The 712-nt window shown below is 67.7% G+C and carries 1 protein-coding gene; it reads left to right on the plus strand.

The features are described from left to right. Positions 1 to 712: terminase gpA endonuclease subunit (locus ACK8OU_RS20380; protein ID WP_410305148.1), on the plus strand; the 712-nt coding region annotated here is incomplete at both ends.

Below are 712 nucleotides of genomic sequence, written 5' to 3' on the forward strand. Positions count from 1 at the left end.
GCAGCCGACGGTGGAACTGGCCAAGCGCAATTCGCGGCAACGCATCGATCCGCTGATCGAGGAAAGCCCCGAGCTGCGGGAGAAGGTGAAACCTGCCCGCTCGCGCGATGCGGGCAACACGATGCTGTCGAAGGAATTCGCGGGCGGAATCCTGATCCTGACCGGGGCGAATTCGGCGGTGGGGCTGCGCTCGACGCCGGCGCGCTACATCTTTCTCGACGAGGTCGATGCCTATCCGGCCTCGGCCGATGAGGAGGGGGACCCGGTCTCGCTGGCGGAAGCGCGGTCGCTGACCTTCTCGCATCGGCGCAAGGTGTTCCTGGTCTCGACGCCGACGATCCGGGGCCTGAGCCGGATCGAACGGGAATACGAGGCCAGCGACCAGCGGCGCTATCACGTGCCATGCCCGCACTGCGGCCAGGAGCAATGGCTGAAGTTCGAGCGGCTGCGCTGGGACAAGGGGCGGCCCGAGACGGCAAGCTATCACTGTGAGACTTGCGAGCGGCCGATTGCCGAGCATCACAAGACCAGGATGCTGGAGCAGGGCGCATGGCGGGCCACAGCGGAGGCGGCGGATCCGCTGACGGTGGGCTATCACCTCTCGGCGCTCTATTCGCCGCTGGGCGGGCTCTCCTGGGCGCGGATCGCGCGGGCCTGGGAGGCGGCCTTGGGCAATGACGAGGCGATGCGGGCGTTCCGCAACACGATCCTC

The sequence above is a fragment of the Pontitalea aquivivens genome (assembly GCF_046507575.1).
GTDB lineage: Bacteria > Pseudomonadota > Alphaproteobacteria > Rhodobacterales > Rhodobacteraceae > Pontitalea > Pontitalea aquivivens.